The sequence below is a fragment of the Pseudomonas sp. WS 5021 genome (genome assembly GCF_012985535.1).
Classification (GTDB): Bacteria; Pseudomonadota; Gammaproteobacteria; order Pseudomonadales; family Pseudomonadaceae; genus Aquipseudomonas.
Window position 1 is genome coordinate 373,798 of sequence record NZ_JAAQWP010000005.1, and the last position, 26,028, is coordinate 399,825.

The 26,028-nt window shown below is 61.6% G+C and carries 22 protein-coding genes and 1 tRNA gene; 15 read left to right on the top strand and 8 right to left on the bottom strand.

The features are described 5' to 3' along the window. Position 1: 1 nt before the first annotated feature. The 5 genes from HBO19_RS18180 to HBO19_RS18200 all read left to right on the top strand — a co-directional run bounded on the left by HBO19_RS18180 (position 2) and on the right by HBO19_RS18200 (position 9,760). The gene (locus tag HBO19_RS18180; RefSeq protein ID WP_170058008.1) at positions 2 to 1,417 is read left to right on the top strand and encodes a DNA polymerase Y family protein; all 1,416 of its coding nucleotides are present in this window, start codon (positions 2 to 4) and stop codon (positions 1,415 to 1,417) included. Beyond that, entirely contained in the window at positions 1,393 to 4,491 is a 3,099-nt protein-coding gene (locus tag HBO19_RS18185; protein ID WP_346266502.1) for an error-prone DNA polymerase, read from the top strand. The genes HBO19_RS18180 and HBO19_RS18185 overlap by 25 nt, the downstream gene beginning before the upstream one ends. A gap of 229 nt (positions 4,492 to 4,720) precedes the next feature. Beyond that, positions 4,721 to 6,850 (top strand): PAS domain-containing hybrid sensor histidine kinase/response regulator, encoded by a 2,130-nt coding sequence (locus HBO19_RS18190; protein ID WP_170058010.1) that lies wholly within the window; start codon positions 4,721 to 4,723, stop codon positions 6,848 to 6,850. A 57-nt stretch (positions 6,851 to 6,907) separates the two neighbouring features. After that, a complete protein-coding gene (locus tag HBO19_RS18195) occupies positions 6,908 to 9,442 on the top strand; it encodes an excinuclease ABC subunit UvrA (RefSeq protein WP_170058011.1) in 2,535 nt (844 codons plus the stop codon). A gap of 78 nt (positions 9,443 to 9,520) precedes the next feature. Further along, positions 9,521 to 9,760, top strand: coding sequence for a DUF465 domain-containing protein (locus tag HBO19_RS18200; RefSeq protein WP_032857259.1), 240 nt, complete (start codon positions 9,521 to 9,523; stop codon positions 9,758 to 9,760). 150 nt (positions 9,761 to 9,910) lie between these two features. Here HBO19_RS18200 and HBO19_RS18205 read toward each other — a convergent pair whose 3' ends face one another. The 3 genes from HBO19_RS18205 to HBO19_RS18215 all read right to left on the bottom strand — a co-directional run bounded on the left by HBO19_RS18205 (position 9,911) and on the right by HBO19_RS18215 (position 12,541). Next, a complete protein-coding gene (locus HBO19_RS18205) occupies positions 9,911 to 11,281 on the bottom strand; it encodes a VOC family protein (RefSeq protein WP_170058012.1) in 1,371 nt (456 codons plus the stop codon). A gap of 179 nt (positions 11,282 to 11,460) precedes the next feature. After that, entirely contained in the window at positions 11,461 to 11,775 is a 315-nt protein-coding gene (locus HBO19_RS18210) for an SCP2 sterol-binding domain-containing protein (RefSeq protein ID WP_169956963.1), read from the bottom strand. Between the two features lie 55 nt (positions 11,776 to 11,830). After that, a complete protein-coding gene (locus HBO19_RS18215; RefSeq protein WP_169956964.1) occupies positions 11,831 to 12,541 on the bottom strand; it encodes a histidine phosphatase family protein in 711 nt (236 codons plus the stop codon). Between the two features lie 193 nt (positions 12,542 to 12,734). On the opposite strand from HBO19_RS18215, the gene sohB reads away from it, so the two are divergent. The 4 genes from sohB (at position 12,735) to HBO19_RS18235 (ending at position 15,949) form a co-directional block, all read left to right on the top strand. Further along, a complete protein-coding gene (gene sohB, locus HBO19_RS18220) occupies positions 12,735 to 13,757 on the top strand; it encodes a protease SohB (RefSeq protein ID WP_170043213.1) in 1,023 nt (340 codons plus the stop codon). 283 nt (positions 13,758 to 14,040) lie between these two features. Continuing rightward, the gene (locus tag HBO19_RS18225; RefSeq protein ID WP_169956966.1) at positions 14,041 to 14,445 is read left to right on the top strand and encodes a hypothetical protein; all 405 of its coding nucleotides are present in this window, start codon (positions 14,041 to 14,043) and stop codon (positions 14,443 to 14,445) included. A gap of 259 nt (positions 14,446 to 14,704) precedes the next feature. Beyond that, a complete protein-coding gene (locus HBO19_RS18230; protein WP_170058013.1) occupies positions 14,705 to 15,313 on the top strand; it encodes a LysE family translocator in 609 nt (202 codons plus the stop codon). A gap of 186 nt (positions 15,314 to 15,499) precedes the next feature. Further along, complete coding sequence (locus HBO19_RS18235) at positions 15,500 to 15,949, top strand: hypothetical protein (RefSeq protein WP_170058014.1); 450 nt, start codon at positions 15,500 to 15,502, stop codon at positions 15,947 to 15,949. A gap of 312 nt (positions 15,950 to 16,261) precedes the next feature. Here HBO19_RS18235 and HBO19_RS18240 read toward each other — a convergent pair whose 3' ends face one another. Beyond that, positions 16,262 to 16,639, bottom strand: a complete 378-nt coding sequence (locus HBO19_RS18240; protein ID WP_346266503.1) for a hypothetical protein — start codon at positions 16,637 to 16,639, stop codon at positions 16,262 to 16,264. Then, a complete protein-coding gene (locus HBO19_RS18245) occupies positions 16,626 to 16,769 on the bottom strand; it encodes a hypothetical protein (RefSeq protein ID WP_170057877.1) in 144 nt (47 codons plus the stop codon). The genes HBO19_RS18240 and HBO19_RS18245 overlap by 14 nt, the downstream gene beginning before the upstream one ends. Before the next feature lie 171 nt (positions 16,770 to 16,940). Between HBO19_RS18245 and HBO19_RS18250 the strand changes: the two genes are divergently transcribed. Together HBO19_RS18250 and HBO19_RS18255 are read left to right on the top strand one after the other, a co-directional pair. Next, positions 16,941 to 17,615 (top strand): response regulator transcription factor, encoded by a 675-nt coding sequence (locus tag HBO19_RS18250; RefSeq protein ID WP_169956972.1) that lies wholly within the window; start codon positions 16,941 to 16,943, stop codon positions 17,613 to 17,615. Further along, the gene (locus tag HBO19_RS18255) at positions 17,608 to 18,939 is read left to right on the top strand and encodes a HAMP domain-containing sensor histidine kinase (RefSeq protein WP_170058015.1); all 1,332 of its coding nucleotides are present in this window, start codon (positions 17,608 to 17,610) and stop codon (positions 18,937 to 18,939) included. Before HBO19_RS18250 ends, HBO19_RS18255 begins: the two co-directional genes overlap by 8 nt. Before the next feature lie 57 nt (positions 18,940 to 18,996). On the opposite strand, the gene HBO19_RS18260 is transcribed toward HBO19_RS18255, so the two are convergent. Continuing rightward, positions 18,997 to 19,083, bottom strand: a tRNA-Leu gene (locus HBO19_RS18260). Positions 19,084 to 19,385: 302 nt separating this feature from the next. On the opposite strand from HBO19_RS18260, the gene HBO19_RS18265 reads away from it, so the two are divergent. Further along, positions 19,386 to 19,739, top strand: coding sequence for a hypothetical protein (locus HBO19_RS18265; protein WP_169957038.1), 354 nt, complete (start codon positions 19,386 to 19,388; stop codon positions 19,737 to 19,739). A 185-nt stretch (positions 19,740 to 19,924) separates the two neighbouring features. Here HBO19_RS18265 and HBO19_RS18270 read toward each other — a convergent pair whose 3' ends face one another. Further along, on the bottom strand, positions 19,925 to 20,536 hold the full coding sequence (locus HBO19_RS18270; RefSeq protein WP_170058016.1) for a TetR/AcrR family transcriptional regulator: 612 nt from the start codon (positions 20,534 to 20,536) through the stop codon (positions 19,925 to 19,927). A 15-nt stretch (positions 20,537 to 20,551) separates the two neighbouring features. Continuing rightward, the gene (locus HBO19_RS18275) at positions 20,552 to 21,772 is read right to left on the bottom strand and encodes a multidrug effflux MFS transporter (protein ID WP_170058017.1); all 1,221 of its coding nucleotides are present in this window, start codon (positions 21,770 to 21,772) and stop codon (positions 20,552 to 20,554) included. Between the two features lie 259 nt (positions 21,773 to 22,031). On the opposite strand from HBO19_RS18275, the gene HBO19_RS18280 reads away from it, so the two are divergent. The 3 genes from HBO19_RS18280 to HBO19_RS18290 all read left to right on the top strand — a co-directional run bounded on the left by HBO19_RS18280 (position 22,032) and on the right by HBO19_RS18290 (position 25,990). Next, entirely contained in the window at positions 22,032 to 24,092 is a 2,061-nt protein-coding gene (locus HBO19_RS18280) for a TonB-dependent receptor (RefSeq protein ID WP_169957041.1), read from the top strand. Positions 24,093 to 24,243: 151 nt separating this feature from the next. Next, positions 24,244 to 25,455, top strand: a complete 1,212-nt coding sequence (locus HBO19_RS18285) for an EAL domain-containing response regulator (RefSeq protein ID WP_170058018.1) — start codon at positions 24,244 to 24,246, stop codon at positions 25,453 to 25,455. Between the two features lie 55 nt (positions 25,456 to 25,510). Continuing rightward, a complete protein-coding gene (locus HBO19_RS18290; protein ID WP_170058019.1) occupies positions 25,511 to 25,990 on the top strand; it encodes a VOC family protein in 480 nt (159 codons plus the stop codon). Positions 25,991 to 26,028 lie beyond the last annotated feature (38 nt).

Below are 26,028 nucleotides of genomic sequence, written 5' to 3' on the forward strand. Positions count from 1 at the left end.
TATGCGCTGGGTGTGTATTGTCTTCCCGCAATTGGCGTTGGACGGGGTCTTGCGTCGACGTCCCGAGCCCGAGCAACCCTTGGCGTTGTTGGCCGGCCCGCCGCAACGCCGGGTGCTGCAAACCGTCAATGGCGCCGCGCGTGCCTTGGGCCTGCGCCCCGGCCTATCCCTGACGGCGGCCCATGCCCTGACCAAGGCCTTTGCCTGCGTCGAATACGACCCGGTGGATATCGAGCGCTGCCAACAACTGCTCGCGGCCTGGGCCTACCGTTTCAGTTCCCAGGTCAGCGTGTTCTATCCACGGGCCTTGTTGTTTGAAATCGAATCGAGCCTGGGCCTGTTCGGGCCGTGGCCGCTGCTGGAAGCACGCTTGCGCGAGGAACTGAGCGACCTGGGCTTTCGCCACCGTATCGTCGCCGCCCCCAACCCGGCCGCCGCGCGGGTGTTGGCCAATGCCTACGATGGCCTGGCGGTGGCCGATGCCGAGGCGCTCCAGCAAGCCCTTGGGCCGATGCCGATCGATCGCGTCGGCATCGACCCGCAAGCCGCCACAGCCTTGTCGCGCATGGGCCTGCGGACCCTGGCCCAGGTCCAGGCGTTGCCCCGGCATACCTTGGCCAGGCGCTTCGACGCCGGGTTGCTCAAGCACCTGGATGCCTTGACCGGGCTGCGGCCGCTGGGCCTGGATTTTTATCAGCCGCCGGATCGGTTTGACCTGCGCATCGAATTGAATTTCGATGTGCAGTCCCACCAGGCGTTGCTGTTTCCCTTGCGGCGCCTGACTGGCGACCTCGCCGCGTTCCTCTGTGGCCGCGACAGTGGCGTGCAGCGTTTTGCCCTGCACCTGGAGCATGCCGAGGCGCCAGACAGCGTGATCACGGTGGGCCTGCTGAGTGCCGAGCGCGAACCCTCGATGCTGTTTGAACTGGCCCGTGGCCGCCTGGAGCAGGTGCAAGTGGCCGCACCGGTGCGTGGCCTGCGCCTGCTGGCCGAGGATCTGCCGGTGTTTGTGCCACAGCGCCAGGATCTGTTCGATGAGCGCCCGCAGCAAACCCTGCCGTGGGTGCAATTGCGCGAACGTCTGCGGGCGCGCCTGGGGGATGAGGCGGTGCAGGGCCTGCGCTTTAATGCTGACCATCGCCCCGAGTGTGCCTGGCTGCCGGGCACCGACAGCCGCGCCTGCCCAGCCTTGAGCCCGGTGCAACGCCCTGGCTGGCTGCTCAACGAACCGACCTTGCTGGCCGAGCAGGGCATCCAGATCCTGCTGGGCCCGGAGCGTATCGAATCCGGTTGGTGGGATGGCGCCGATATCCGCCGCGATTACTACCTGGTGCGCACCCGCGCCGGGCAGCAAGGCTGGGCCTATCGCACCGTGGGCGACAGCGCCGGGTTGTGGCTGCAAGGCTGGTTTGCATGATGGAGGGCTACGCCGAACTGCATTGCCTGTCGAACTTCAGCTTCCAGCGTGGCGCGTCCAGTGCCCGCGAGTTGTTCGAGCGCGCCAAACAGCAAGGGTATCAGGCCCTGGCAATCACCGATGAATGCACCCTGGCCGGTATCGTGCGCGCCTGGCAGGCGGCCAAGGAGGTCGGGCTGGGGTTGATCGTCGGCAGTGAGGTGCGCCTGGAAAACGGCCCGAAACTGGTGTTGCTGGTGGAGAACCTGCAGGGCTATCAGCACCTGTGCCGGTTGATCACCCTGGCCCGGCGGCGTGCCGAAAAAGGCCAGTACCGCCTGTTGCGCGAAGACTTTGCCGACCCGCTGCCGGGGTTGCTGGTGCTGTGGCTGGCCGAGGAGGGCGATACGCCTGCCGACGGCCAGTGGCTGTGCGAGACCTTCAGCGGGCGGCTATGGCTGGCGGTAGAGCTGCATTGCGCCCAGGACGATGCCCGCCGCCTGGCGCAGCGCCTGCAACTGGCCGCCAGCCTGCACCTGCCGGCCGTGGCCTGTGGCGATGTGCATATGCATGTGCGCAGCCGGCGCGCCTTGCAAGACACCATGACCGCCATCCGCCACCACCTGCCGGTGGCGCAGGCCGGCCAGCGCCTGTACCCCAATGGCGAGCGGCACCTGCGCAGCCTGGAGGCCCTGCGCGCGCTGTACCCGGCGCACTTGCTCGCGGAGTCGCTGCACATTGCTAGCCGTTGCACTTTCGACCTGAGCCAGTTGCGCTATCAATACCCCAGGGAGTTGGTGCCGCAAGGGCAGAGCCCACAATCCTGGCTGCGTGCCTTGACCGAAGAGGGCATCGCCCATCGCTGGCCCGAGGGCGCGACAGCCAAGACCCTGGAGCAGATCGATAATGAGCTGCAGTTGATCAGCGAACTGGGCTACGAAAGCTACTTTTTGACGGTGCACGACATCGTGCGCTTCGCCCGCAGCCGTTCGATCCTCTGCCAGGGCCGTGGCTCGGCGGCCAACTCGGCAGTGTGCTTTGCCCTGGGCATCACCGAGATCGACCCGGGCCGGATGAACATGCTGTTCGAACGCTTCCTGTCCCGCGAACGCAACGAGCCACCGGACATCGACGTGGACTTCGAGCACGAACGCCGCGAAGAGGTGCTGCAATACGTGTTCCAGCGCTATGGCCGGCGTCGTGCGGCCTTGACCGCGGTGGTCAGCAGCTACCACGGTGCCGGCGCAGTGCGGGATGTGGCCAAGGCCCTGGGCCTGCCACCGGATCAGGTCAACGCGCTGGCCGATTGCTGTGGGCGCTGGAGCGATGAGGCGCCGCCCCTGGAACGCTTGCGCGAGGGTGGTTTCGACCCGGACAGCCCGGTATTGCGGCGGGTGCTGGGGCTGACCCAACAACTGATCGGCTTTCCGCGCCATCTGTCCCAGCACCCCGGCGGCTTCGTGATTTCCGAGCAGCCGCTGGACACGTTGGTGCCGGTGGAAAACGCCGCCATGGCCGAGCGCACCATCATCCAGTGGGACAAGGACGACCTGGACGCGGTGGGCCTACTCAAGGTGGATATCCTCGCCCTGGGCATGCTCAGCGCGATCCGCCGCTGCTTCGACCTGCTGCGCCGCCATCGCCATCGCGACCTGACGCTGGCGACAGTGCCCCCGGACGATGCGGCAACCTACGCAATGATCAGCCGCGCCGACACGATAGGCGTGTTCCAGATCGAGTCCCGGGCGCAGATGTCCATGCTGCCCCGGCTCAGGCCCGAGACGTTCTATGACCTGGTGATCGAGGTGGCCATCGTGCGCCCCGGGCCGATCCAGGGCGGCATGGTGCATCCATATCTGCGGCGGCGGAACAAGGAAGAGCCTACGACCTATCCGTCGCCCGAGCTGGAGGCGGTACTCAAGCGCACCCTGGGTATCCCGCTGTTCCAGGAGCAAGTGATGCAGATCGCCATTGTCGCGGCGCACTACACCCCTGGCGAAGCAGACCAGTTGCGCCGCTCGATGGCGGCCTGGAAGCGCCATGGCGGCCTGGAGCCCCATCGCCAGCGATTGCGCACCGGCATGCTCAAAAACGGCTACAGCGAGGCCTTCGCCGCCCAGGTGTTCGAGCAGATCAAGGGTTTTGGCAGCTACGGTTTTCCGGAGTCCCACGCGGCCAGTTTCGCCTTGCTGACCTATGCCAGCTGCTGGCTCAAATGCCATGAACCGGCGGCATTCGCCTGTGCCCTGATCAACAGCTGGCCCATGGGTTTCTATAGCCCGGACCAGATCCTGCAGGACGCACGCCGCCATCACTTGCAGATTCGCCCGGTGGACGTGACCGCCAGTGACTGGGATTGCAGCCTGGAACCCATCGACGGCGAGCAACCGGCGATTCGCATGGGGTTGCGCATGATCAGCGGCTTTCGCGAAGAAGAGGGCCGGCGTATCGAAAAAGCTCGCCAGGCCGCCAGGTTTGCGACTATCGCCGACCTGGGTGAGCGCGCCCAACTGGACAGCCGGGCCCAGGAACTGCTGGCAGATGCCGGGGCCTTGCGCCAGTTGGCCGGGCACCGGCATCGGGCGCGCTGGGACGTGGCCGGGGTGGAAAAACAGCTGGGCTTGTTTGCCGGGGTGTCGAGCCCGCAGGAAGAGGCGGTGCAACTGCCGGCCCCCAGCGTCGGCGAAGACCTGTACGCCGACTATGCCAGCGTGGGCACCACCCTGGGGCCCCATCCCTTGGCGCTGCTGCGTGATCAACTGCGCGCACGGCGCTGTCGCAGTTCCCAGGAGCTACAGGCGGTGGAGCATGGGCGCAATGTCAGCGTTGCCGGCCTGGTCACCGGGCGTCAGCGACCGGGCACCGCCAGCGGCGTGACCTTCGTGACCCTGGAAGATGAGTTTGGCAACATCAACGTGGTGGTCTGGCGCGACCTGGCCGAGCGCCAGCGCCAGGTGCTGGTGGGCTCCCGGCTGCTCAAGGTGGATGGGCGCTGGGAAGCGGTAGGCGAAGTGCGCCATTTGATCGCTGGCCGCTTGAGCGACCTGACGCCGCTGTTGGCGGGGATCAGCGTGCGTAGCCGGGATTTCCGCTGAGGGGGGCAACCTTCCTGCGGCCATCGTGGTTTAACGGGCAGAGCCTGCGCGCGGAGCGCTATCCTCTGTAGGTGCAGGCTTGCCAGCAAGAACACCTAGGGCCCACGTCATGGTTAACGACCATCGCCGACAAGCTTGCTCCTGCAATGGTTCGCAGATGCAGTGAAACCATCGCGTCCGGCTATGCTCCAACATTGGCGACTGTCCTCTCTCTGCACCGAGTTGATCCATGCAATTTTTATCCAATACCCATGGTTGTGACGGCTGGGGCGGTGAAATGGCCCAAAGGATTCGTGCCTTTGACTGGTCGACCACGGACCTGGGCTCGATTGACAGTTGGTCCACCAGCCTGACCTGCGCCGTGCAGATGCTCCTGGCTTCGCCGGTGCCGATGGTGATGCTCTGGGGGCGCGCCGGGCACATGATCTACAACGACAGTTACTCGGTGTTCGCCGGCGGGCGCCACCCGTTTCTGCTGGGCGTGCCGGTGGAGCAAGGCTGGCCGGAAGTGGCCGACTTCAACCGGCATGTCATGGACACCTGCCTGGCTGGCGGCACCTTGTCCTATCGCAACAAGGCCTTGATGCTGCTGCGCAATGGCCGCCCCGAAGACTTGTGGCTCGACCTCTATTACAGCCCGGTGGCCGGTGACGACCAGCAGCCGGCCGGGGTGCTGGCGATTGTCGTGGAAACCACCGCGCATGTGCTGTCCGAGCGTTTGCGCCAGGAAGCCGAGGGCGCTTACCGCGTGGCGGACGAGCGCTTGCAACTGGCGCTCAATGCCGGGGCGCTGCTGGGCTCCTTTGTCTGGGATGTGCTGCCGGATCGGCTGTCGGGCGACGAGCGTTTTGCCCGCACCCTGGGCCTGTCCCTGGACGACGTGGAGCAGGGCCTGTCCATTGCCGTCGCCACCCAGATCATCCACCCCGATGACCTGGCGCGGGTCAACCGCCTGATTGCCCGCACCCTGGAAACCGGTGGGTCGTATAACGTCGAGTTTCGCGTGCGACGCCCTGACGCCAGCTATCTGTGGGTACTGGCCAGTGGGCGTTGCGAGTTGGATGCGGGCGGGCGGCCGCTGCGTTTTCCGGGGGTGATCATTGATATCCATGTGCGCAAGATTGCCGAAGAATCCCTGCTCAAACTCACCCATAACCTGGAGCAGCGCGTCGCTGCCGAAGTCCAGGCGCGCTCGGCCGCCGAGGACCAGTTGCGCCAGTCGCAAAAGCTCGAGGCCATTGGCGGGCTGACCGGGGGCGTGGCCCATGACTTCAATAATCTGCTGCAGGTGATTGCCGGCAACCTGCACTTGCTGGCCCGCCATGAACGGGACAATCCCCAGGTACAACGGCGCGTCGGTGCCGCCCTGGCGGCTGTCGAGCGCGGCGCCAAGCTGTCCTCGCAACTGTTGGCCTTTGCCCGGCGCCAGCCCCTGTCACCTGCGGTGTTCAACCCCCGGCGCATTTATGAAGGCCTGGGTGAATTGCTGCAGCGGGCCCTGGGGGAAACGATCCAGATCGATGTGCAATTACCGCAAGATCCATGGTGCATCCATGTCGATCGCAATCAGTTGGAAAACGCCGTGCTCAACCTGGCGATCAATGCCCGGGATGCCATGAAGGGCGAGGGGGTGATCCGCATCACCGGTGAAAACATCACCCTGTCACCCGAGGATGGCAGCCGCAACGGGATTGCCCCCGGTGAATATGTGCGCCTGTCGGTCAGTGACACCGGGGCGGGCATGCCGCCGGCGGTGCTGCGGCGGGTCTTCGAGCCATTCTTTACCACCAAGCCGGACGGTCACGGCACCGGCCTGGGCTTGAGCATGGTGTTTGGTTTCGTCAAGCAAAGCGGCGGGCACGTGCAGATCAGCAGCGAGCCAGGGCAGGGCACCGTGGTGCAGATGTACTTTCCCCACAGCCTTGAGCCGGAAAGCCAGGAGGCACCTGCCGCCGTGGCACTGCAAGAAGGCGGCCGGGAAACCATCCTGGTGGTGGAGGACAACGAAGGTGTGCGCGGCGCGGCCGTGGAGTTGCTGCAACAGTCCGGCTACACAGTGCTCACCGCCGAGGATGGCGATGATGCGATGCTGATGCTGCGCACCGGCTTGCGGCCGGACCTGATCTTCACCGATGTGGTGATGCCGGGGCGAATCAAAAGCACCGACCTGGCCGAGTGGGCCAAGGCGCAACAGCCGCCGGTTGCGGTACTGTTCACCTCCGGGCATACCCGTGACATTCTTTCCAGCGACCACTTGCTGGGCAGCGAAATACATCTGCTGGGCAAACCCTACAGCCCCGAAGAGCTGACGCAACAGGTACGCTCGGTGCTGACCGCGCGGATAAACCACTGCGATTGAACGTTTGCCAAGGTGCCGGATCCACCACTGGACTTGCCGCCTCCTATAAGGTTGACCATGACTTCACAGCGCCACTTGCCGCCTGCCACCGATCTGCCTGCCGCGCGCCCCGGTTTTGTCCGGGTGCGGGGCGCCCGGGAACACAACCTGCGCAATGTCGATGTGGACATCCCACGGGATGCCCTGGTGGTGTTCACCGGGGTGTCGGGGTCGGGCAAGTCGTCCCTGGCGTTTTCCACGTTGTACGCCGAGGCGCAGCGGCGTTACTTCGAGTCGGTGGCGCCCTATGCCCGGCGCCTGATCGACCAGGTGGGCGTGCCGGATGTGGACTCGATCGAAGGCCTGCCGCCCGCCGTGGCCTTGCAACAGCAGCGGGGCACGCCGAGCACGCGCTCATCGGTGGGCAGCGTGACCACCTTGTCCAGCCTGATCCGCATGCTCTATTCCCGCGCTGGCAGCTACCCGCCGGGGCAGCCGATGCTGTACGCCGAAGATTTCTCGCCCAACCTGCCCCAGGGCGCCTGCCCGCAGTGCCACGGCCTGGGGCGCGTGTATGAGGTGACCGAGGCGCTGATGGTGCCCGATCCCTCGCTGACCATTCGCCAACGCGCCGTCGCCTCCTGGCCGCTGGCCTGGCAAGGACAAAACCTGCGGGACATCCTCGTGACCCTGGGCTATGACGTCGATGTCCCCTGGCGCGAGCTACCAAAAAAACAGCGTGACTGGATCCTCTTCACCGAGGACACGCCCACGGTGCCGGTGTATGCCGGCTTGACCCCGGCGCAAACCCGCGACGCCCTCAAGCGCAAACTCGAACCCAGTTACCAGGGTACCTTCAGCGGCGCCCGGCGCTACATCCTGCACACCTTCACCCACACCCAGAGTGCGCTGATGAAAAAGCGTGTCGCGCAGTTCATGCAAGGCAGCCCGTGCCCCTTGTGCGAGGGCAAGCGCCTGACCAAGGCTGCGCTGTCGGTGACATTCGCCGGAGTGGATATTGGCGAGTTGTCGCAGCTGTCGTTGTTGCAACTGGCACAGCTTTTACGGCCGGTGGCCGAGGGCACGGGGCGGGTAAAACTCTCGGTGGAAAAACGCCTAGCCGCCCAACGCATCGCCCAGGATTTGCTGGAGCGGGTCAGCACCCTGACCGACCTGGGCCTGGGCTATCTGTCGCTGGAGCGCAGCACGCCGACCCTGTCCTCTGGCGAGTTGCAGCGCCTGCGCCTGGCGACGCAATTGGGCTCGCAGTTGTTCGGCGTGATCTACGTGCTGGATGAACCGTCGGCGGGCTTGCACCCGGCCGATGGCGAAGCCTTGTTCACTGCCTTGGAACGCCTGAAAGCCGCCGGCAACTCGCTGTTTGTGGTGGAGCACGACCTGGAAACCATGCGCCGCGCCGACTGGCTGATCGATGTCGGCCCGGCAGCCGGCGAGCAAGGCGGCCAGGTGCTATACAGCGGCCCACCGGCGGGCCTGGCACAGATTGAAGCGTCACAGACCCGCGAGTACCTGTTTGCCGAGCCGCGCCCGTTGAACACCTCGCACCGTGCGCCGAGTGGCTGGCTCAGCCTGGAAGGGGTCAGCCGCAATAATCTCGACGGGGTGAGCGTGGACTTCCCCCTGGGCTGTTTTACCGCGGTGACGGGGATTTCCGGCTCGGGTAAATCCAGCCTGGTCAGCCAGGCCCTGTTGGACCTGGTGGGGGAGGGCCTGGGGCGGGTGGTGGTCAGCGACGACGAGCCCGATCTGGAAGACGCACCGCAAACCAGCGGCGGGCGCATCCGCGCGGGCCTGGAGCAGATCCGCCGCCTGGTGCAGGTGGACCAGAAGCCCATCGGCCGCACCCCGCGCTCCAACCTTGCGACCTATACCGGCCTGTTCGATAACGTGCGCAAGCTGTTCGCCGCCACCCCGGCGGCGAAAAAACACCACTACGATGCCGGGCAGTTCTCCTTCAACGTCGCCAAGGGCCGCTGCCCGAACTGCGAGGGCGAGGGTTTTGTCAGCGTCGAATTGCTGTTTATGCCCAGCGTCTACGCACCATGCCCCATCTGCCACGGCGCGCGCTACAACCCCCAGACCCTGGCGATTACCTGGCAGGGCCTGAACATCGCCCAGGTGCTGGGCTTGACCGTCGAGCAGGCGGTGGACGTTTTCGCCGAACAACCGGGCGTACTGCGTGCGTTGCTAGTCCTGCGCGACATCGGCCTGGGTTACCTGCGCCTGGGCCAGCCGGCCACCGAGCTGTCCGGCGGCGAGGCCCAGCGGATCAAGCTGGCCACCGAGCTGCAACGCACCGCGCGGGGCGCGACCTTGTATGTGCTCGACGAGCCGACCACCGGCCTGCACCCTCGTGACGTCGACCGCCTGCTACTGCAACTCAACCACCTGGTGGACGCCGGTCACACGGTGATCGTGGTCGAACACGAAATGCGCGTGGTGGCCCAGAGCGACTGGGTCATCGACATCGGCCCAGGCGCCGGCGACCGTGGCGGTAAAGTCGTCGCCAGCGGCACGCCCCAACACCTCGCCCAGAACAAAACCAGCCGCACCGCCCCGTTCCTCGCACGGGAACTGGGCCAGGGGAATTGACCTTGGGCATGACAAGAGGCCCATGGATGGGCTAGCTTCAAGGTGTACCAGTCATTGATTAACTTGCGGAGGTACTTCATGCCAGTGAAACATGATCTTTATCAGGATTTGGGGTTGAGCAAGGAAGACGTTCAGCAGCGTCGGGCAAGCCACCATCGGTTAGATGTATTGCTCACCCAGTATGACGTCGCCGACAAGGAGGTGCTGGAAGCAGAATCCGCAAGTGCCAATGACGATGATGTAGAGAACCTGAAAAAGAAACGCCTGTTGATCAAAGATAAAATCGTCGAACAACTGGAACAGACCAAGGGGCACTAGCCAACGTTGGGAGCGGGGGTGTCCATATTTGTTCAGAATTGACCGAAGGACAGCAGCCCCTCCACTGCCTATTATCCCAACCGTTCGCCCGACCCTGGGGCACGTTGACTGCGCATGGAATGCGTTGTGGTGTCGGGCGAACTCTCTTTTCTAGGTGCGCAGCGCCTGTAGGCAAGCGTCGATCGAGCGCTGCTGGGTGTCTGCATACAGTTGCAATTCATCAAGGGTCCGGCGGCCCAGGGCCTGTTCAAATTCGGCCTGGTTGGCGTTGGCCGTGTAGTGGCTCTGCGTCGCATCGCCCAGGTTCGACTGGAAAATCCCCGCCGCGCTGACCGGCAGAAAATCCTCGTACACCAATGGTTCGATTGCCACGCAGCCGGCCGCAAGCAGTGCGTCCAGATTGGGTTGCGGGCTCTTGTCGGCTGCGCGGCCCGTGTCGGTCACGAAGTAGCGAAAGAACGCCAACCCTTGTTCGCGCATGGCCCGGTGATTATCCGGGAAGGCCTGGAAATGCTGCGCCATCAGTTCGGTGTAGCGCTGGGCGTTGGCTTCGTTGGGGAAGGCGCCCAGTTCATCCCGCGCGGCGTTGAGCAATTGGTCGTAGAGTGCCCGGCCTTTGGGTGTAAGGGCCACGCCACGCTGTTCGATTTCACCAAACCTGGCGCTGTGGCTGCCCTTGGCATCGGTAAAGGCGATGGCTTCGTCGAGGGCCTTGAAGCTGGTCTGGCGTAGCAGGATCGGGCATTGGCGGCGGGGCGGGCCTTCGATCACGGCTTTGGGGGTGATGCCTTTGCCGGGCATGTCGGCTTGTACGCGGTCGATGTCCAGGGTCCGTGGGGTCAGGTGATTGATGTGCGGGCCCTTGAAGGCCACCACATCGGCAATCAGCCGGTGCTGGTCGCTGAGTTGCTGGTACTGGGCTGCGCTGACCGTGGCGGTGTGGTGCCAGCGAAAGGTTTCCAGGGCTTGTTGGACAAAGGCCTGGGCATCGCTGGCATTCAGGCCGCCGTCGGTTTCAGCTTGCTCTATCAGCGCCAGGGCTCGTGGGGTGAAGATCGAGCGCTTGGCCAGGGCGGCTTCGGCAAAGGCTCGCAGTTCAAGGTTTTCGATCAGTTCCAGGCGCAGCAGCGAGGTAAAGACCCGGAACGGGCTTGCCTGCAAGGCGCTTTCATGCACCGCGCGAAAGGCGGTGGAATGCACCGGCACGCCGGCCGGGGTGAGGTCGTAGTAGCCCACCGGTTGCATGCCCATCACCGCAAACAGGCGGCGGATGGTTGCCAGCTCATAGGCGCTGCCCAGGCGGATGGCGCCGTGGCGCTCCATGTCCAGGCGTTGGATTTCACCGGTGCGCTGCAGTTGCTGCGCCAGGTCGGTATCGCTGGCCAGTACCCGGGCATTGGTTTGGGCCACCAACTCCAGCAGCGCGCCATACAGCGGTACTTCCTCGCGGTACATGTCGGACATGGCCCTGGAGAAGTCTTTGCGGATGTCGTCGGGGCTGATATGGCGCGGGGTAGGCATAGAAAAATTCCTGGCTGCGATAACGGTGGTATGGGCCGTGAGCCAGATTTTGTTGGGCGGTGCCCTTGGGTGCAAACGAAGATTCCTCTGGACTTCATTCTGCAAATGAATGAGCGCCACAGGCATAAACAAAAATCCCGCCTGGGTAGGCGGGATTGGTCAACCCAGGTTGCCCTGGATCAGCCTGGGAACAATTCGCTCAGCTTCATTGCCAGCATCATGTCGCCTTCGGCGCGCAGCTTGCCGCCCATGAAGGCCTGCATGCCATCGGTTTCGCCGCTGACGATACCTTTCATGGTTTCAGCATCCATCACCAGAGTCACCTGGGCGTCAGGGTTCTCGCCTTCTTGCAATTCGCAAGTGCTGTCCTTGACGATCAGCGAGAAGTTCTGGGTGTCGTCGATACGGAAACCGAACACCAGGTCCAGGCCGGCAGCAGCGCTTGGGTTGAATTTGGCTTTCATTGCTTCTACGGCTTTAGCTACGTCAGTCATGGTTCGATCCTTTTATGGGTGGTGCCAGTGACCTTGGGGTCACGGTTGGCCGCAGTCATCGGAAAGTGATGAGCTGCGGCGCCTTCAACAGTTGCAAGTGGGTATGGCTGTTGAAGGAAGCCAGTGCCACTTCGCGACCACGGAACTTCAAGTGGTTGAGCGAAGTGTTGACAATCTGCCAGTTCAGCTCGAAAGCCTGGGTGGCAGGTATGCGGGTAATCAGGTGGAGCAGGGCGGTGATGGTGCCGCCAGAGGTAAATACCGCAATCTTGTGGGAATTGTCGGCAGTCTCGAGCAGGCGCTGCAGGCCACCCTGGACGCGCTCGACAAAGCCCAGCCAGCTTTCCAGGCCGGGCGTGTCATAGGTGCCGCTCAGCCAGCGCTCGATGATCAGGGCGAAGATGCGCTGGAACTCGCCACGGTTGTGTGGGGCGTTGCGCAGGATTTCCAGGGCTTCGGGCTCGCTGTCGAGCAGGTCTGGGAGCAGGGCGCGGATGATCGCGTCGGCGTCGAATTCGTTGAAGGCGCTGTCGATTTCCAGGGGCGGCACCGGCAAGCCTTGGGCGCCGATGGCTTCGAACGCGGCGTTGGCCGTGTGCTGCTGGCGGCGCAGGTCGCCCGATACGCAGCGGTCGAACGTCAGGCCCAGGTCCGCCAGGTGGCTGCCCAGTACCTGGGCCTGCTGCACACCGACGGGCGACAGGACGTCATAGTCGTCTGCACCGAAGGAGGCCTGGCCATGTCGAATCAAATAGATGCTGCCCACGTCCGTTCACCCGGTACGTTGAAAGTCTGGCGAGGTTATGAGGATGCCGGGAAGCTGTCAATGAAAAAACATACGCTTGTTTTAAAAGCTCGTTAGAGGCCCGTTTCAAGGGGTTTCAGCTCTGGCTCACCGGCAGTCCCATCGGTATGCTGGGGCAATCCGCGCCTGGCGCACCGTTTCTGTAAGGAGTCCCATGGAGTTTTTGGCTGAGTATGCAAGTTTTCTGGCTAAAACCGTTACGTTGGTCGTCGCCATTCTGGTGGTGCTGATCAGTTTTGCGGCGTTGCGCAGCAAGGGCCGGCGCAAGAATGCCGGGCAGTTGCAGGTCAGCAAACTCAATGATTTCTACAAAGGCCTGCGCGAGCGCCTGGAGCAGACCTTGCTCGACAAGGATCAGCTCAAGGCCCTGCGCAAGTCCCAGGGCAAGGCCGAGAAAAAACAGAAGAAAACCCCCGAGGCCAAACCACGGGTGTTTGTCCTGGATTTTGACGGGGACATCAAGGCCTCAGCCACCGAGAGCCTGCGCCATGAAATCACCGCGTTGCTGAGCCTGGCCACACCCAAGGACGAAGTGGTGCTGCGCCTGGAAAGCGGCGGTGGCATGGTCCACAGCTATGGCCTGGCGTCCTCGCAATTGGCGCGGATCCGCGAGGCGGGCGTGCCCTTGACGGTGTGCATCGACAAGGTCGCGGCCAGCGGCGGCTACATGATGGCGTGCATCGGCGAGAAGATCATCAGCGCGCCGTTTGCCATCCTCGGCTCGATTGGCGTGGTGGCCCAGTTGCCCAACGTCAACCGCCTGCTGAAAAAGCACGATATCGACTTTGAAGTACTCACTGCTGGCGAGTACAAGCGCACCCTGACGGTGTTTGGCGAAAACACCGAGAAGGGCCGGGAGAAGTTCCAGGAAGACCTGGACATCACCCATCAACTGTTCAAGAACTTCGTGTCGCGCTACCGCCCGCAACTGGCCATTGACGAAGTGGCTACCGGCGAAGTCTGGCTGGGCGTCGCGGCGCTGGACAAGCAACTGGTGGACGCCTTGCAGACCAGTGACGAATACCTGGCCACCAGGGCCAAGACCGCCGAACTGTTCCACCTGCACTATGCCGAGCGCAAAAGCCTGCAAGAGCGGGTGGGCCTGGCGGCCAGCGGCTCGGTAGACCGGGTACTGCTGACCTGGTGGAGCCGCCTGACCCAACAGCGCTTCTGGTAACCCCCGCCTTGTAGTCGGCTTGCAGACCATGACGATCTTCAGATCGCTATTGCCCGCAAGCTGGCTCATATATCGCCGCAATGCAGGCTATACACGTTGTTGTCGTCCGGGGCGCCCTGGCAGCGTAGGGGATTACACAGTGCATCTTAGGTAGTAATCCCCTTTACCCAAGTCCATTCTCTTTGGTGTTGCGCGACCTGCTTACATTGGACACTGGTATTGCTGGCTGTAATTCTTGGGCTCTACCCCAAAGGGGTTATTCTCAAGGATAAGGAATCGCCTGATGCTCGGTTACTATGCGCACTACAGCCAGTATTACATCACTACGCTGATGCTCTTCACCACCCTGTTTTTTGCCTTGCCGATCTTTATCGCGCCTATTGCCTGGGCCCGGGCGATGCGCTGGACGATTCCCGAACATCAGCATCTGGCCATTTATTTTGGGCGCTGCCTGGGGGCGTTTATCCTGGTGGTGGAAGTGGCGATGTTGCGCTCGGCAACTACGGGCACCAGCTTTAGTTATGCGTTCGATATGCTGTTCGTAGTTTTCTCATTGATGTTTGTGGTGCATGTGTACGGGGCTTTGAAGCGTATCCAGCCTATTACTGAAACCCTGGAGATCGGCTTCTGGATGATTCTGTTTGTGCTCAATATGCTCTTCTATCCAGCCCAATCAATTACTTTCTAATCAGCACCTGCGCTATAGCCATCGGCCGCGATTATCAGCACTGAGCATTGTCCGCAGTCCCCTGAATATGATCGTGACGTTGGCTTGATTCTACGCCAGCGCTAAATAGCGATCGTGCCATTTGTGCGGGGGCAGGGCACGAGGATGGAGCATCGTTGATCGGGAATTGTATCTCTCGATCTGCCCCCAGCTGTACGGGGCGAGGCGCCACAGAACCCTCTACTGTCAGTGCAACAATAAATCGCCTGGATAACGCCCCATGTTCATGTCCACCAGCCTGCTGTCGGCCTTTGCGCTGTTTGCCTTCGTGTCTTCGATTACCCCTGGGCCCAATAACACCATGTTGCTGGCGTCGGGAGTGAACTTCGGTTTTCGCCGCTCGATTCCCCATGCCCTGGGGATCAGCGTGGGTTTTATGGTGTTGGTGATTTCGGTCGGCCTGGGCCTGGGGGAAGTGTTCAAGGCGTGGCCTTGGGCCTACACCGCATTGCGTTACATCGGCGCGGCGTACTTGTTGTACCTGGCGTGGAAGATCGCGACTTCAAGCGCGATGTCGGATGACACGGACGGCAAGCGCAAGCCCATGACCTTTCTCGCCGCTGCGGTGTTTCAGTGGGTCAACCCCAAGGCATGGGTCATGGCGTTGGGGGCGATCACCACCTATACGCCGGCGGAAGGTTACTTCACTAACGTGCTGGTCATTGCCGTGGTGTTTGCTGTGGTCAACTTGCCGAGTGTGTGCGTGTGGGCCGGGTGTGGCACCGGCTTGCGCAATGTCTTGCGTGAGCCGCGCTGGTTGAAGCTATTCAACTGGTCGATGGCGGGGTTGTTGGTGTTGTCGTTGTACCCGATGTTTTTCCTCGGGTGACAGGTTCGGGATATCAAGCCTTGGGGCTATCGTGAATGACTCTAATGAACTGTGAGAATTGACAGTATCGGACAGTCAGTGGCTTGCCCACTATCAATTGCTGTTCACGGTTTTCGAGCCTTTCAACGAATGTTGTTTTTGGGGCGTCGTTAAACCATCAATCTTGAGTCAATGGAGTGTCACCCAATGTCTAAGGAACTCATCAGCCCGCCGGGCGCAGACGCGTTGCAACCCCATCCCGAAGCCGGAGGTTCTGTAGAGGGGTTCAAAGCCCCGCCCTCTCAGTTGGCCTATCTCAAAGACAACTCGGTTAACCCAGCCAGGTACTTGATGATGTCCAGCGGATACGTCATGACCACCAAGGATATTAACCAGGCCTCGAAATTCCTGGTTATCAGTTATGGCGACGGGAATTGGTACATTATGACGGTCGATACTGCAGAGTATCTTTCGTTTACCGACCGCAGCTACCTCTACGCCTATTCGGGCTGGAGTAATGCGAGATACGTGACCCTCGACCCCGTGAGCTTTAAAAAATACCCGGGGCTCTATCTGCATAATGGCTACGTCTGTTGCAATGGCCTCAAGGACAAGCCAGACAGCCTGATGAGCGTCCATCCCGAGTTGATCAACTAGCGGTTAAACACGCCAAATCGTGCGCTGGGTACAGCGGTGTATCACGCGCACCTTGACCCGGGTTTCAGACCGGCGAGATCGTAGCCAGCAGGCCGATTCCAACGGTCAGTGCCAGAAACCCGAGAAGAAAAAATGCCATCTTAGCCATGGGGCCTCCAAAAGGAAGAAGGGCGGCTGGAGAGTTCCTGCCGATGAGCCATTGTCACGGTTGTGGTCTGTTCGGTACAGATGCAGGTGTTAAAGAAAAAAGCGTATCAGATGCAGCTTGCACGCTGCTGTACCGAGGTTTCGGCTGGGGCGTGGAGGTGCCGATCAGACTGTCCGGGCAACTTTAGCGCGCCTGGGATTGGCGTCCAGCCGGCGCAGGCTTTCGACGGCAGGCAGGATGTATTTGAACCACTGCGCGCGGTGCGGGCCTGGCTGGTCGCGCATCTGTTCGATGCCCGGCGATTGAGCTTCGTCGATGGGGTAGCAGTCATCACTGCTGCGCCTGCCGTCGCGGTACACAATAAAACCGCCGCGCCCGCTGCCACATTGGTGCAGGTATACCGGCGACAGTTCTCGTTGCTTATCAACGCGCGCATTCAACTGGACGATGTAGGCCCCCATGGCAAGCGACACGCCCACAATCAGCCCCAGGCATAGCACCAACTGCCAGGTGTAGCTGGCCCCCGCCTTATCGCAATGCACTGGCGACACAGCATACAGCTGCCTGCTCGATGCTCTGGCCCACCAGGAACCCGCTACCGCCCCCCAGGTTGACCAACTGCCCCCGCGAAGGCAGGACGCTGGCCATCAGGGCGAATAAAATCAGGGCCAACAGGACTCTTTTGACGATCGCATAAAGGTTCATGACGGTGCTGACCTCAGGATTTGAAGAGCCCCAGCTTAGAGAGTGCCGGGTTAACGCGAGGTAAACATCCGCTGGAAATCGCTCGACTTCCGTTATCCTTCACTCCTCTGCGCAACACCCGTCCGAGGGGACTTTTTAGTGCATATTCACCTGCTGCTGGTCGAGGACAACCTGGATCTGGCCACCACCGTCATCGAGTACCTGGAGATCAGCGGCATGGTCTGCGACCACGTCACTAATGGCCAGGCTGGCCTTAACCTGGCACTCGCCCAGCATTACGACGTCATTCTCCTGGACATCATGTTGCCGCGCCTCGACGGCCAGCAGGTGTGCGAGCGGTTGCGCCAGCAAGGCAGCCAGACGCCCATCCTCATGCTCACTTCACTGGACGCGCTCTCGGACAAGCTCGCCAGCTTTGCAGCGGGCGCTGACGACTATCTGGTCAAGCCATTCGAGCTGGCCGAGCTGGTGGCCAGGATTCGCGCCCTGAGCATGCGCCGCAGCAGCCAGACCAGCCGCCTGCAGGTAGACGATCTGGTGATGGACCTCACCACCCGCAAAGTCAGTCGCGCCGGGCAGGCGCTGCATTTGTCACCCATCTGCTGGACCTTGCTGGAATACCTGATGCGCGCCAGCCCTGAACCCGTGCCCCGGGAACGCCTGGAAACTTCAGTCTGGGGCGACGAACCGCCGGACAGCAACACCCTCAAAGTGCACATGCATCGACTGCGCAAGGCGGTAGACAAACCCTTCGGCCGGCCGTTGATCCACACCCTGCCTGGGGTCGGTATCCAGGTAAAACCCCATGCGTAACGGCTTGAGCTTGAAGTGGGTGATCAGCGGCAGCTTCCTGCTGCTGATTGCCGTGGTGTTACTGATCTACAGTCAACTATTGCCGGTATACACCGTGCGCGGCCTGCTCTACACCGCCAGTGCGATGATGGAAGAAGAGGCGCAGTACTTCATCAGGCACTATAAAAAGGACCCGACCACACCCCCTCCGCACAACTACTTCTTCGAGGGCGTCATTGGCAAGGAAGCCTTGCCGGCGAGCGTGCGTGAGTTGCTCAAGGCGCCGCCGAGCATGTCTTTCGGTGCCGTGCAGGTGTTCGGTGATACCGACTCCGATGACGACGACGCCGAGGTCCGGGCGGTTCTCTCCCAAGACCTGGGTGACGGCAAGACCCTCTATATGTATGACATCGACCATGACCACGAAGAGGGCGGCGAGGTCGAGACGCCGCTGTCCGATGCCTACTTTGACCAGGTGCTGCAAGGCGTGGTGTTTGTCAGCCTGGCGGTGTTCGTGCCGGCGCTGATCATCATCGCCCTGTTGGTCTGGTGGCTGGTGCGGCCGCTGGGGCGCCTGGCGCAATGGTCCAGCACCCTGAAAAATCCTGACGCAATGGCCAGCGCGCGCCCGGATTTCAGCTTCAAGGAGTTCAATACCCTGGCCGACGCCCTGGCCCAGAGTGTCGAGCAAGTGCAGGCCGCCAGCCAGCGTGAAGGCCGCCTGTTGCGCTACACCAGCCATGAGCTGCGAACCCCGCTGGCGGTGCTCAAGGCCAATATAGAACTGCTGGCCCTGCAGGCCGGCGGTGTCCTGCCATCCTCCCTGCAGCGCATCGAACGCTCGGTGTTGAACATGCAACTTATCGCCGAGACCTTGCTGTGGATGAGCCGCGAACGTCCCGAACCGCTGCCCGAAGAAGACATCGACCTGAGCGCGTTGGTCGGCGAGCTGATTAACAAACATCGCTACCTGATCGGCAATCGGGATATCGAACTGCTTGTCGACATCCACAGCGAACCCTGCCGACTACCCCCCACCGCGTGCCGCATCGTGATCGGTAACTTCCTGCGCAACGCCCTGCAATACGCGGAAGAGGGCCAGGTAGAAATCAGCTTCAACTACCCGCGCCTGGTAATTGCCAACCACATCAGGGAGGCCAAGCCGAGGGAGGAATCCAGCGATTACGGCTACGGCCTGGGGCTGCAGTTGATGCGGCAGCTGTGCGCAAAACTGGGCTGGCAGATTGATGTGATTCTTGAGCAACAGCGTTTTACGGTGGTTCTTGAGTTTGCGGGATGTCGAGAGTTCGCAGGCGAGGGATTTGCGGCGCCACTAGTCAAATAGCGGAGCAGAAAAGATAAGGGCCTGCATAAAGTTCATCATGCAAGCCCTTGATATCTATGGTGCCCGAACCCGGAATCGAACCGGGACGCCCTTACGAGCGGGGGATTTTAAGTCCCATGCGTCTACCAGTTTCGCCATTCGGGCGGCAGCGCGATGAAGCAACTCAATAGGCTTTGTCGAACAAAGCGCTTGAGCGGTGCAGCAGGCTAGGGAATATATAGATCCAGGCACCTTGGCGCAAGTTTGCATGTGCTCTTTTTCTGCTCGATCGGGCGTGTCAGCTTTGAAAAAAAGCCCGCTATATCAGTGATCTACATTTTCCCTGGAGGGGCATGCGACGCCCTGGCGCACTTTCAAGGCTGGCATCGCGCAGGCGTTGTAGCAGATGTTTAGCGCATGGCATTGTGCGATCATCTACGTTTAGATCAATCGAGTAGGGTAGTGACATGCGCGTCATCACGGTGAGAACCAAAACGGAACTTGAATCTGCCAAGAATGCCGGTTACGAGCAGATCACTGTCCAAGGTGAGCTTGCAGACAAGCTCAAGTCGTCCAAGAAGATCGCGGTAGCGGGAACGATCACCGTTGGGTTGTTGACTGCCGCACTGGCGGCTGTGCCTTTTACCGGCGGGCTATCGATGGCGGCGGCGGCACCTATCGCGGCACTGACGGGACTTGAGATAGCAGCCATTATCGCTGCGGCGTCTCTTGGCCTGGGTCTGATCATCGCCCTGTTCAAAGGCTACGAGGAGATCTCCTTTGAGAAGGGAAAAATGGTCCTTAAAAAGAAACAGTCATGAGTGGTTTTATCGACGGCCCTCCGTACTTCTTCCGTTGCAAGAAGTGTGAGCACCGTTTCACTCGTGCGGTGCGGTTGGGGTTGTTGTGTCCCCAGTGTCATTCGATACGCATTGAACGAGACAGGCAGGTGAACAAGTAAACCGAGGGGGCTTGTGCGAGATGCTCGCCAAGCCCTATCAGATACTTACCCACGCAACCGACGAATAATCTCAGCGTAACCCACCGCCCGTGACAACCGTTGCAGCGCCTCCAGTCGGCGCGAGTAGGCCTGTGCATCTCCGTAGGTCAGCTCTACATGCAGGCTGTCGATCATCACCAGGTAGGCCTGCGCCAGTACTTCCGCGGTCTGTTCGTCTACGGCCGGATAGGCTTTGAGTAGCCCCTGCTGGAAGTGGCTGCGGAGCATGGCCATATAGTCATTGAATCCGGACATGACCACGCCCCTCAGCGGCGCCGGTGGGTAAAACGCGGCCCTCAACAAGAACCGCAGGGATGCATGGGCGCTGTAGCGGCGCTGCAGGTTGTCGATGTAGACCTCGCCGGGGGCCTTGATCGAACGGGCGTTTTTTGCAAACTGGCTTTGCACGTAGTCGCGCTCGGCCTGCAAGGCAAGTTCGAGCACGACCCCGTAGAGCGCGTCCTTGCTGGCAAAGTGGGCGTACAGCGAGGCCTTCTTGATGCCCGCGCGTACGGCGATGTCATTCAGCGAGGCCGCGTCGTAACCGTGCTCGGCAAATTGGTCCAGCGCCAGGTACGCGATGCGTTCGGCGGCCGAGGTCAGGGTGTTGGATGTCATGGTGGGGTTCCTCAATCAGTGCCCGGTCAGGTCATAGGCTGCGCCTGCACCCCGGGGGAGGCTGAGCGTTGTCAGTAGGCAGGTCAGCAACGCACTGGCCAACAGCAGCGTGGCCCAGGCCACCGGTCCATGGTTCAGGGCCAATGCCGACAGCGGCGTTGCGCTGGCGGAGATCGACAGTTGGAACGCGCCCAGCAGTGCGGCGGTTGAGCCCAGCGCGCGCTTTTGCGAAGACATGACCAGCGACATCAGCGTGGATTCGGCGATGCCCAGGCCAAACAGGGCGATGGCCATGCCTGCCACTATACCGGGCAGGCCCAGGTTGGTCAGGGTGCAAACCACCGCGATTGCCGAACCTGCGGCCATGCACGTCACGCCGATCATCGACAGACGGTTCAAGCCCAGGCGGCTGACCAGCTTCCCGGCGCTCATCGCCCCGATCAGGATGGCTACGCCGGTCACCCCGAACAGCATGCCAAAGGCTTGCGGGCTCAGGCCGTAGGTCTGTTGGTAGACCAGGGTTGCGCCGCCGATGTAGGCAAACAGAAAGAAGAACACTGCGGCCACGGCGAGGGTCGGGCGCAGGAAGTGCCGGTCCCTGGCAATCGCCAGGTACGTCCGGCATGCGGCGCCCAGGCGCAGCGGTTCCCGGTGGTTGGCGGGCAGGGTTTCCGGCAGCGACAGCCAACTGTTGCCCAGCACTGCCAGGCCAAAGGCGGCGAGTACCAGCATCACCGCACGCCAACCGTAGTGGGTATCGATCACCCCGCCCAGTGCCGGGGCGAAGATCGGCGCAACCCCTTCGATGGTCATCAGCAATGCAAAGAGCTTGGTCGCGGCTACGCCTTCGCTGACGTCCCGCACCATGCTCATGATCACCACCAGCGTCAGTGCGCTGCCAAGTCCCTGGACGAAGCGCAGGGCGATCAAGGTTTCAAGGGTCGGCGCCCACGCCGCACCCAACGAGCACAGGGTAAACACCACAAGGCCGGCCAGCAGGGGCCGGCGGCGTCCGTAGGCGTCGACGATGGGCCCGAAGATCAACTGTCCAGCGCCCATGGCCAGGAGGAAGAACGTCAGGGTCAACTGCACGCTGGCGAAGCTGCTCTGATACTCGCGAGCAATTTCGGGCAGGCTCGACAAGTACATATCGACAGCCGACGGGCCGAGGGCGCCGATCAGTCCCAGGCCGATAGCCAGCCTCAGGGGAACCCCGGGGGTGGGTTGCGAATTCATACAGACTCCAGATACTAAAACATCCTACCGGTCGGTAGGTTGTGCGGATGTTAACGGCACCTTTTAGATCGGTCAACAGGGCAGAGGCGCCATGAATCCGTGAGTATCGGTAGCGATACAACGTGATCGCTGCAAGTGAATGAGAGTCGTTATCAATTGTATTTCTTTAAATTCAAGATTGGATTAGACTCGCGCCCGCTGGGCACAAACAGCGTTCTGGGCATCAGAAAAAACAAAAACAGGCGTAGGGGAGCAGGGCGTGAATTTCAACAAAACGACAATGGCGGTGGCAGTGGGTTCGGCGATCTGCCTGTGCAACGCTGCGTGGGCCGCAGAACCTGCGAGTGCTCTGGAGATTGCGCCGATCACCGTCACCGGTGAAAAGATCAACCGTAGCCTGGAGCAGACCCAGTCCAGCGTGGTGGTGGTAACCGACCAGCAACTGCGTGAAAAGCACGACCGTGACCTGGTGGATGTGTTTGCGCGTACGCCAGGTGTGTACAACCAGTCCGGCAATGAAAACTGGGGGATTCGCGGCGTGCCCGTGTCCGGTTTCGACGACCAGGGCCCGGCCACGCTCAACGGTGCGGTGTCGGTATTCGTCGACGGCGCCGTGCAACCGAACCGCGCCCTGACCCTCAGCCCGATGCCGCTGTGGGACGTCGACCAGGTCGAAGTGTTCCTCGGCCCGCAATCCACCACCCAGGGCCGTAACTCGCTGGCCGGCGCGGTGGTGATCCAGACCCGCAACCCGACCTTCGAACCGAGTTTTTCCGCGCGCACCAACATGGGCACCTATGGCGAGCGCGGTGCAGCGGTGGCCGGTGGCGGCGCGCTGGTCGATGACAAGATCGCCGGGCGCATTGCCGTGGATTACCAGGAGGGCGACGGCTACATCGACAACGTCGCCCTGCATGACGACGCCAACCCTAACCGCACCGCCAATGCCCGGGGCAAGCTGCTGATCCTGCCCAACGACGATCTGGATGTGCTGCTGACCTACGCCCATAGCGAAAGCCGCAAGGGTGACAACTCGGCGATGCGCCAGAACGACAAGATCCGTTATTACAAGATGACGTCCAACACCAAGGCCTATGACAAGCTCGCGCAGGACACGCTCAGCGCCAAGGTGGACTACCGCCTGGACGACAACTGGTCGCTGACCAGCCTGACCGCCAATACCCGTTCCGACTACGACGCGCGTCTGGATTTCGACCAGTCCGCCGACGCCAACCAAGTGGTGTTGCGCACCCAGGATGGCGACCTGTTCAGCCAGGAACTGCGCCTGAACTACAGCGGCGACACGCTCAAGAGTTTTGTCGGCGCCTACTACGGCCACAACACCAACAACTTCCACGACCGCCTGTTGTTCAATAACGTCCTGTTCGGCACCGCCAAGGGCGAGACCACCATTGAAAGCAAGGCTGTGTTCGGTGAAATCAACTGGACATTCGCCCCCCAGTGGACCTTGATCACCGGCCTGCGCTACGACCACGAAACCAACGACACCCACATCAAACAGGACGATTTCTCCAGCCCTGGCAAGGTCAGCAAGTCGTTTGATGCGCTCCTGCCGAAACTGGGCCTCGATTACGAACTGGCCGCTAACCAGTACCTTGGCGTGATGGTGCAAAAAGGCTATCGCGGTGGTGGCGTCAACGTGCGTGCCGGTGGCGGCCACGAAGGCTACGACCCGGAATACACCACCAACTACGAGCTGTCCTACCGTGGCTCGTTCTTCGACAAAACCCTGCGGACCCGTGCCAACCTGTACTACACCGACTGGAAAGACCAGCAGGTCAGCGTGCTCGAGCGCAACACCGACTTCGTCCAGGTGTTCAACGCCGGCAGCAGCGATATCAAGGGCCTGGAAGTGTTTGTCGAGAAAGACCTCGGCGCGCAGTTGACCCTGACTGCCGGTGGCTCGATCACCGCAGGCAAGTACAAGGACTTCGTGACCGGTGATGGCCGCGATATGAGCGGCGAGGACTTCCTCTATTCGCCCAAGTACAAATTGTCCCTGGGCGGCCTCTACCGCTGGAACGAGCGCCTGACCCTGAACACCGACCTGGTGTACCAGAGCACCGCGCCGTCGGAGTATGAGTTCGATACTGCAGGCAAAGTCACGGGCGAGCGCCGCAGCGACAACTACTGGCTGGTCAACTTCAACACCGAGTACAAAGTCACCAAGAATGTCGCGGTCTCCGGCTTCGTGAAAAACGCCTTCGACAAGGAATACATCACCAACAACCGCAGCGGCGATATCGTCGATGTGGGCGCACCGCGCACAGTGGGCCTGGCGTTGCGCTACGACCTGTAGGGTCATGATTCGCTGGCCAGTCAACTCCCACAGTTGATTGGCGGCGTTTTCAAACCATGGATTTTTCGCTTTCCATTTAAGAGCTTTCCTAAATACGTCGGTAGGAGATGTCGTGAGAATGAGCGCACTTCTATCTCATCTGTGATGTGTCATGTCCTTTCTACCGATTCGTGTTCTGGTCCTCGAAGAGCACCCCTTCAAGCAGCTCGTTGCCATTCAGGCCTTCAAGGACGCCGGCTGTGACAGCGTGGAGGGCGTGGCCGACGTAAAGGCTGCGCTGCAGTTGCTGGACCACGCAGGACCGGTGGATATCGTGCTCTGTGCCTTGGACGAGGCGGGCATGCAGGGGCTCACTACGCTCGAATTGCTCAGCCGTACCCGCCGGGTCAAGTCGCTCATCATTTGCAGCGTGCTTGCCCCCGACCTGCAAGACGCCATCGACCGTATGGTCGGCATGCTGGGGGTCAGTGTCCTCGGGTATGTCGATGTGCCAGTGCGCGCAGGGGCGATCACCCCGCTGTTAAGCCGATACCTGGAAACCACTGTCGCCCCCGGGCATGCCGCTCAGAAGGCACGCCACACGCTCGCCAGCCAGGCCGGCCTGGAACAGGCCATTGCAGGGCATGAGCTCAAGGCGTTCTTTCAACCCAAGTTCAATTTGGCGAGCGGTGAAGTCGGCAGCCTTGAAGTGCTCGCGCGCTGGGAGCATCCGCAGTACGGCGTGCTATGCCCGGCGGATTTCCTGCCGCAGGTCAGCCAGTTCGGGTTGATGGACCCTTTGTTTTTTGCCCTGCTGGAACAGGCGTTGGCCTTTGTGCAAACGGCGCAGGCACAAGGGCACGTGCTGTCCCTGGCGTTTAATCTGGAGGCCGAGCAACTGTCTAATGAGTCACTGCTGCCACAGCTGTGCAAGGCGCTGGAGCGCTACGCCATACCTGCGTCGCGCCTGACTTTCGAAATCACCGAAAGCGGCCTGCTGGAAGTCTCTCCCAGGGTGCTCGAAACCTTGATCCGCCTGCGGATGATGGGGGCCGGCCTGTCCATCGATGACTTTGGTATCGGCTACTCCTCACTGGAGCGCCTGTGCCAGTTACCGTTCACCGAAATCAAGCTCGATGCGCGCTTCGTTCGCGACCTTGACCGCAGCCCTCGTAACCGTGCGGTGATCAGCAGCACCCTGGCCCTGGCTGAAGCGCTGGATATGGCGGTCGTGGTCGAAGGCGTAGAGCACGAAAGCCAGCGCCAACGCTTGCTCAAGTTGGGTTGCCATCAGGGGCAGGGCTATCTCTGCGCGCGGCCCATGAGCGCCGCACGTGCGCTCTCGTGGCTGGAGATGAGGTCGGCGTCACGCAGCACGCGCTGATGTTGGAAAACAGGGGCTAGACTCAAGGGCTCACTTTCCTTTTTGGAGACTCCAGATGCCCCATAAAAACACCATCTGCCTCTGGTTCGACGGCGCCGCACTGGAGGCTGCCAGGTTCTACGCCGCCACATTCCCGGACAGCACAGTCGAGGCCGTACACAAGGCGCCGGGCGACTATCCCGCGGGCAAGCAGGGCGATGTGCTGACCGTGGAGTTCACCGTCATGGGCATCCCATGCCTGGGCCTCAATGGCGGATCGGGTGTCCAGCACAACCAGGCGTTTTCATTCCAAGTGGCCACTGACGACCAGGCTGAGACGGATCGCCTGTGGCAGGCGATTGTCGGCAATGGCGGCGAGGAAGTTGCCTGTGGCTGGTGCCGCGACAAGTGGGGCCTTTCCTGGCAAATCACCCCGCGCATGCTCATGGCGGCGATCATCCATCCCGACCCCGCGGCGGCCAAGCGTGCATTCAGTGCAATGATGGGCATGGTGAAAATCGACATCGCGGGCATCGAGGCGGCGCTCAAGGGTTGATGAAACCCTGGTATAACGTGCGTTTTCAATACAGGAAT